The following is a 5,337-nucleotide window of genomic DNA, read 5'->3' on the forward strand; positions in this document are numbered from 1 at the left end:
ATCTGGCCCAAGGGTGACCTTGCCGACAAGGCGATCTGCGAGGCCATCGGCAACAGCGAGGGCATCTTCACGGACTATGCCGCGGCTAAGCATGGCTGCGGGACGCGCGGTCAAAGGAGCTCGACCAACTCCGGGGCCGGGGCAAACTATGCTGATGTGAACCCGGCTGTGCCGCGCAACTACACCTGGCACGTCCTCAAGAAGTCGGCCTTCTTCTCGCCGAATGGCACGTTCGACCGCGATCTTGCCGAATATGCGATGACGCTGATCGGCACGGTGATCTACGTGCCGCCGAAGGACGACGAGCCGGGCAAGTTCGTGCCATTTGCCGGCGATGCATCCTCAACGCTGGTGACCGCGCTGCTTGATGGCACGCAGGGCCAGACGGTCCGGGTCTTTGCCTGCGACGAGCCGGACCAGTGTCTCAATCCCACGTTTCGGGACATGAGCCTGAGTTCGGCCAAGGCCATCCGGCCGCGGGTGGCCGCGCTCATCGGAAGCATGGTGGCCGCGATCCGCTCGGATACGGCGATCGGCGATGCGGAAAAGGAGCTGCTCCAGGTCGCCTCGGTCCCGCTCTACAAGATCCTGACGGTTCAGGCCGCCTATGGCCGGGGCATGGCGACCGACGACCGCGACACGCTTGCCGAGATCACCAGCATCGACCTGCTCTACGCGGTGCTCGACCGGATCGTGTCGGAGGCAGGCCGCTCGATGGCGAGCTTCATCGCGGCGGACGAAGTCAAGCTCGCGATCTGGCGCGCGCAGGTCGCCGAAGTGCGCTCCAGCCTCGCGCAGCGCCAGGCGACGGGGCAAGCCAAGGTCTCGGCCATCATGCAGATCATCGAGAAGACAGCGATGATCGAGAACATGCTGGCGGCCTCGATGTCCCCCTCGATGGCCGCATCGCTCGACTGGTCACGTGCGCTCCAGTCCCGTTCCATCGTCCCTTAAAAGGCGAGACAATCCATGATCGAGATCTTCACGGTCGGCGGCGGCGAGTACATCGTCAATGTCCTGAATGCCGTCGCCAGCTGGACCGGTGCCGGCGGCTACAAAAGCCTGATCCAGGTAACCATGGTCATGGGCCTGGCGCTTGCCGTCATCGTACTCGCCTTCAACCAGGACTGGCGGGCCTGGCTCAACTGGTTCCTTGGGGCGACGCTCATCTACATGTGCCTGATGGTGCCGCGCATGGACGTCCATGTAACCGACCGGGTCAACCCGAGCCTTGCGCCTGCGAACGTCGCGAACGTGCCATTGGGGCTCGCGCTCATGGCCAGTTTCACGAGCCAGGTTGGCGACTATCTCACGCGTTCAGCAGAGCTGGTCTTCGGCCTGCCGGACGACCTCAACTACTCGAAGAACGGCATGATCTATGGCGCGCGGCTGATGGAAGCGACGCGCTCCTTGCGCATCTCGGACCCCGAATTTGCCGCCAATCTCGACGAGCACATCCGGCAATGCGTGTTCTATGATCTCCTGCTCGGCCGCTATTCGATGAAGCAGCTGGCAGAGAGCGACGATATCTGGACGACAATCGCACCCGGTAGCGCGGCGCGGGCGCAGAAGTTTGTGACCCGGCAGGCCGATGACAGCGTAACGGCGTCGATCGTCACTTGCCGTGATGCCTATACCAGCCTTTCGAACCAGTGGGCGGGGCTCGTCGACTCAATGGCGCTCAGCGCCGGGCGGCAGCTCTATCCACGCCAGACGGCGGCTCTCGCCAAGACCAAGCTGCTCGCGGACCTACCGGTCGCCTACCAGTATCTCTCGGGGGTCTCGAAGAACGCGAGCGACATCTTCCGCCAGGTCCTGACGATCAACGCGATGAACCAGGCCATGCACGGGTTTGCGGGCGCGAGCGGGACCTCGAGCGTCGATGTCTTTGCCCAGACCCGTGCCGACATTCAGACCGAGCGGACCTATGCCTCGATCGCCGAGAACGCGATGAAGTGGGTCCCCATCCTCAACGTCGTGCTGACGGTCGTGTTCTACGCGATGTTCCCGGTGATCTTTCCGCTGTTCCTGATGCCCAAGACCGGGCCGATTGCGCTGCGCGGCTATGTGACCGGGTTCTTCTACCTGGCGGCCTGGGGCCCGCTCTTCGTGATCCTGCACATGATCTTGATGTTCAAGGGCGCAAGCGATGTGGCGGCAGCTGGGACCGGAACGGGCCTGTCGCTTGCGACCTTTGCGGGCATGACCGACGTGAACCGCGATATCGGGCTTTTGGCTGGCTATCTCGTCGCTTCGGTTCCGTTCCTTGCTGGCGGTATCGCCAAGGGCGCGCTTGCGATCTCTGGACAGGCGACCTCCTACCTCAACCCGTCGCAGAATGCGGCAGAGGAAGCGGCCCGCGAGGCCAGCACCGGCAATGTCTCGCTCGGCAACAGCAACCTCGACAATTCGACAGTGTTCTCCCGCCAGTTTGCGCAAGGCGCGCTCAATCCGAGCATTTCCTATGGCGCTCCACAGACCCGCGGGTTCAGCGATGTGGGCACCCAGACTACGAGCTTTGGCGGAGCGGAATTCGCGACAGTGCCGAATTCGCAGTACCCGTTCACGCCTACGCTGGGGCAGGATTTCACGAGCAGGCTCTCGACCATGGCGAGCCAGAGCCGCGGCCAGAGCGAGACCTATTCGAACCTTGCCCAGCAATCGACCAGCTCGGCTGTCACTCGCTTCAACGAGATCCGCAATGCCTACAGCCAGGGCCGATCCTCGGAGACGGTCAGCGGCACCGGCAGCAACGACAGCATCGGCACCGCATTCAGCGAGGTCGACAACGCCTCCACCACCCTGCAGCGCCAGTTCGGGCTATCCCGGCGTGCGGCTGACGACATTACAGTTTCGTGGTTCTTGAACGGTGAAGGTTCGCTTAGTTTGGGAGGAGACAAGGGAGTAGGCAGCGCCTCGATCGGTGCCAAAGGTGGGCGAAATCAAAGCTGGACGGACAGTGACGTTGGCATTGCCTCCGAAGACCGCAATCGGATTACCGGGACATTGGAGCAACTTTCGGACAACCGGAACTGGTCCAGCACGCGTGAGGGCTTTCTGCGCCAAACCAGCTCGAGCTCGAGCTCCCAGGTTTCGACCAGCGCGGCGGGCCTTAGCCGCTCTTTGACCGAAGCGCAGACCTACTCGGTCGAGGCACGGCGCGCTGAAGAGCTAGCAAGCCGCCTCGAGAACCAAGCCTCCTGGTATGAAGGCGCCAACGCTGCCGGTTCGCTCAACCTCAGTCAGGCCTACCGCGAATGGGGCATGGCAGAGATCGAGGTGAACCGAGATTATTATGGCCCGGTCCGGTTCGACGACATCAATTTCCAGATGAGCGCGCAGGGACAGCAGCTCCAGGCCCGGTTCGTGGAGAGCTACGCTGACCGACTTCACGATGAGATCGAAGGAGAGCTGACGCTGCCCGAGTTCGCGCCGGTCAGCCGCCCCACTGTTGCGAGCCAAGGCGATGTCCGCGCCCTAGGACCGAGTGGAGGCGGTGGATCAGGAAATCTTGGCGCTGCCCCCGATCCATCGGGGATCAGGCAAGAGGTGCGCGCGGCGCAGACGCGTGGCCGCGGGATGATCGATCAGTCGAGAGGCAACCTCGATGCTGTCACCCGTGGAGCTAAGGGCGCAAGCGAGGAGGCCGCGGACGAGGTAAAAGAATGGTAAGATCAGAGGATCAGATCGTTGATGACAACGAATGCTGCAAAAGCAGTGAGGCCGACGAAGATGGCGATCAGCTTGATGCGCCCCCAGGGGTCAGCCCAGGTTTTCTTCCACGTGTAGGCAGTTAGACGATCTTCTGCGATGGCTCGATCAAGCTCTCTGAGGCTCTTCCAGTCCTCGGTCGCAGTAGGGTCGTCAGATGGCTTTAACATGAGGCACCCATTCAGAAGAAATACTGCTTCAAAATCGCTACTTTATCCCAGATTTCCGGGCTTAATGTAGCGATTCTGACACACAAAATCCCGGGTGCCAAGCGATGTTCGGCGGCAATTTCATGAACTCAGTTCAAGATACCGGCAGAAGGCATTCGCGAGTTGCATCTGGCGAGGCGTGCGGCATTCGGCCTCGAAAACTTGCGGAGATCCGACAAGGATGGTTACGCATTTCGCGCGTGAGGTTGCAACGTTCAAGCGGTTGAGACTGTAGAGGAATTCCATCCCGCGCGGCGCATCAGCATGCGAGGAGCTGGCGAGCGAATAGATCGAGATCGGCGCCTCTTGGCCCTGGAACTTATCGACCGTCCCGACCCGCGCCTGGGGTAGGCGACGTTGGATCTCGAACACCTGTGCATTGTAGGGGGCGATGATCAGTATGTCAGCGATTTCGAGCGGCTTTTCGTTACCCTCGCGATCGATCCAGGTTGCTCCCTGCGCGAGTATGTCGGAGACCAGTTCCGCGATGACGTCAGCCTCTTCGGATGAGCAATTCTGGTTTCAGGAATGCTCGACGGGCAGGAACCTTAAGCCCGTGCCGTTGGCGATGCCCTTGGCGTTCACCCGCTGTCCGGCCGCTTCTGCCTTTGCTCCGAGCTTGAGGATCACTACGATGCACCGGGCGAAGGGACTTGAATTTTTTGCCGTTGCCATTCCTTTCATGGCTGACGCCTCGTTTCCGCCATCAGTGGCTCTGAAATCAGCGGTAGATGCAGCTGACCGGGTCGATATTCTTGATCAGTATCGTTCGCTTCTACATGTGGCCGCAACCCGAGCAAAGAAAGCACTCCGGGTTTCTTGGTCAGGCCAGATCACGAGTCTGATTCCGAATGAGCACTAATTTTCATACCTGGAGCGCTGCTCTTTTTCGGACAGACCCACGGCATCATTCGAGAAAACTTCCCAAGTACGCCTCGACCTTCTCCAGCGTCCGTCGCCGGGGCCGCCGTCCCAACCGCAGGTCCAGCACAAAGCGCGGATCGCCGACCGCCCGTCTCCCGAACCGGGTCGCGGACATGTGGGTCTCCTTTAGATGACGCTCGATGCGATCCAGAAGCTTCATGGTCTACCTCGAATCAGATTCAACTTGTGTTCTTGTTATGTTCTTATTAGGAAGACCCTATCGAGTCTAGGATGAATTCCTACACCTCACCTGGACCGCCCCTTGAAAGGCGACGCAGATGGAGAATGTCAGGGAAGAGCTGGATCGCCTGATCCGGCAGAGAAACGTGGGTTATTCCGCGGTGTCGCGGCTACTCAATCGCAACCCCGCTTATATCCAGCAATTCATCAAGCGCGGCTCACCGCGCAAGCTGGATGACGAGGATCGGCGTATCCTTGCCCAGTTCTTCGGGGTCGATGAGCAGGTGCTCGGTGGGCCGGCGCTTCCTGTGCG

General features: G+C 60.8%; 6 protein-coding genes and 2 pseudogenes. 4 read left to right on the top strand and 4 right to left on the bottom strand.

Translation table 11 applies throughout. The features are described from left to right. Nucleotides 1-954 (top strand): conjugal transfer protein TraH (locus B7Y89_RS17920; protein ID WP_292940889.1); only part of this gene is annotated, 954 nt, incomplete at its 5' end. 15 nt (nucleotides 955-969) lie between these two features. Next, nucleotides 970-3,672, top strand: a complete 2,703-nt coding sequence (locus B7Y89_RS17925) for a conjugal transfer protein TraG N-terminal domain-containing protein (RefSeq protein WP_292940892.1) — start codon at nucleotides 970-972, stop codon at nucleotides 3,670-3,672. Nucleotides 3,673-3,674: 2 nt separating this feature from the next. On the opposite strand, the gene B7Y89_RS17930 is transcribed toward B7Y89_RS17925, so the two are convergent. The 3 genes and pseudogenes from B7Y89_RS17930 to B7Y89_RS17940 all read right to left on the bottom strand — a co-directional run bounded on the left by B7Y89_RS17930 (nucleotide 3,675) and on the right by B7Y89_RS17940 (nucleotide 4,604). Then, nucleotides 3,675-3,881: a hypothetical protein gene (locus B7Y89_RS17930; protein ID WP_292940894.1), complete on the bottom strand. Its 207-nt coding sequence runs from the start codon at nucleotides 3,879-3,881 to the stop codon at nucleotides 3,675-3,677. A gap of 120 nt (nucleotides 3,882-4,001) precedes the next feature. After that, nucleotides 4,002-4,418 (bottom strand): annotated as a pseudogene (locus B7Y89_RS17935) (C-terminal helicase domain-containing protein); the annotation flags it as partial. A gap of 24 nt (nucleotides 4,419-4,442) precedes the next feature. Further along, nucleotides 4,443-4,604 (bottom strand): hypothetical protein, encoded by a 162-nt coding sequence (locus B7Y89_RS17940; RefSeq protein ID WP_292940897.1) that lies wholly within the window; start codon nucleotides 4,602-4,604, stop codon nucleotides 4,443-4,445. Here B7Y89_RS17940 and B7Y89_RS18355 point away from each other — a divergent pair. Next, complete coding sequence (locus B7Y89_RS18355; protein WP_366416492.1) at nucleotides 4,555-4,782, top strand: 3'-5' exonuclease; 228 nt, start codon at nucleotides 4,555-4,557, stop codon at nucleotides 4,780-4,782. The genes B7Y89_RS17940 and B7Y89_RS18355 overlap by 50 nt on opposite strands. 45 nt (nucleotides 4,783-4,827) lie before the next feature. On the opposite strand, the gene B7Y89_RS17945 is transcribed toward B7Y89_RS18355, so the two are convergent. Next, entirely contained in the window at nucleotides 4,828-5,004 is a 177-nt protein-coding gene (locus tag B7Y89_RS17945; protein WP_168452302.1) for a hypothetical protein, read from the bottom strand. Between the two features lie 118 nt (nucleotides 5,005-5,122). Between B7Y89_RS17945 and B7Y89_RS17950 the strand changes: the two are divergent. Further along, nucleotides 5,123-5,337, top strand: a pseudogene (locus B7Y89_RS17950) (peptidase S24); the annotation flags it as partial.

This window comes from Novosphingobium sp. 32-60-15 (genome assembly GCF_002280675.1).
Lineage (GTDB): Bacteria > Pseudomonadota > Alphaproteobacteria > Sphingomonadales > Sphingomonadaceae > Novosphingobium.

What these genes read in the sequence shown, in the direction of transcription:
- B7Y89_RS17925 (WP_292940892.1), top strand. Translation starts at nt 970, where the DNA reads ATGATCGAGATCTTCACGGTCGGCGGCGGCGAGTACATCGTCAATGTC.
- B7Y89_RS17930 (WP_292940894.1), bottom strand. Translation starts at nt 3,881, where the DNA reads ATGTTAAAGCCATCTGACGACCCTACTGCGACCGAGGACTGGAAGAGC.
- B7Y89_RS18355 (WP_366416492.1), top strand. Translation starts at nt 4,555, where the DNA reads ATGCACCGGGCGAAGGGACTTGAATTTTTTGCCGTTGCCATTCCTTTC.
- B7Y89_RS17940 (WP_292940897.1), bottom strand. Translation starts at nt 4,604, where the DNA reads ATGAAAGGAATGGCAACGGCAAAAAATTCAAGTCCCTTCGCCCGGTGC.
- B7Y89_RS17945 (WP_168452302.1), bottom strand. Translation starts at nt 5,004, where the DNA reads ATGAAGCTTCTGGATCGCATCGAGCGTCATCTAAAGGAGACCCACATG.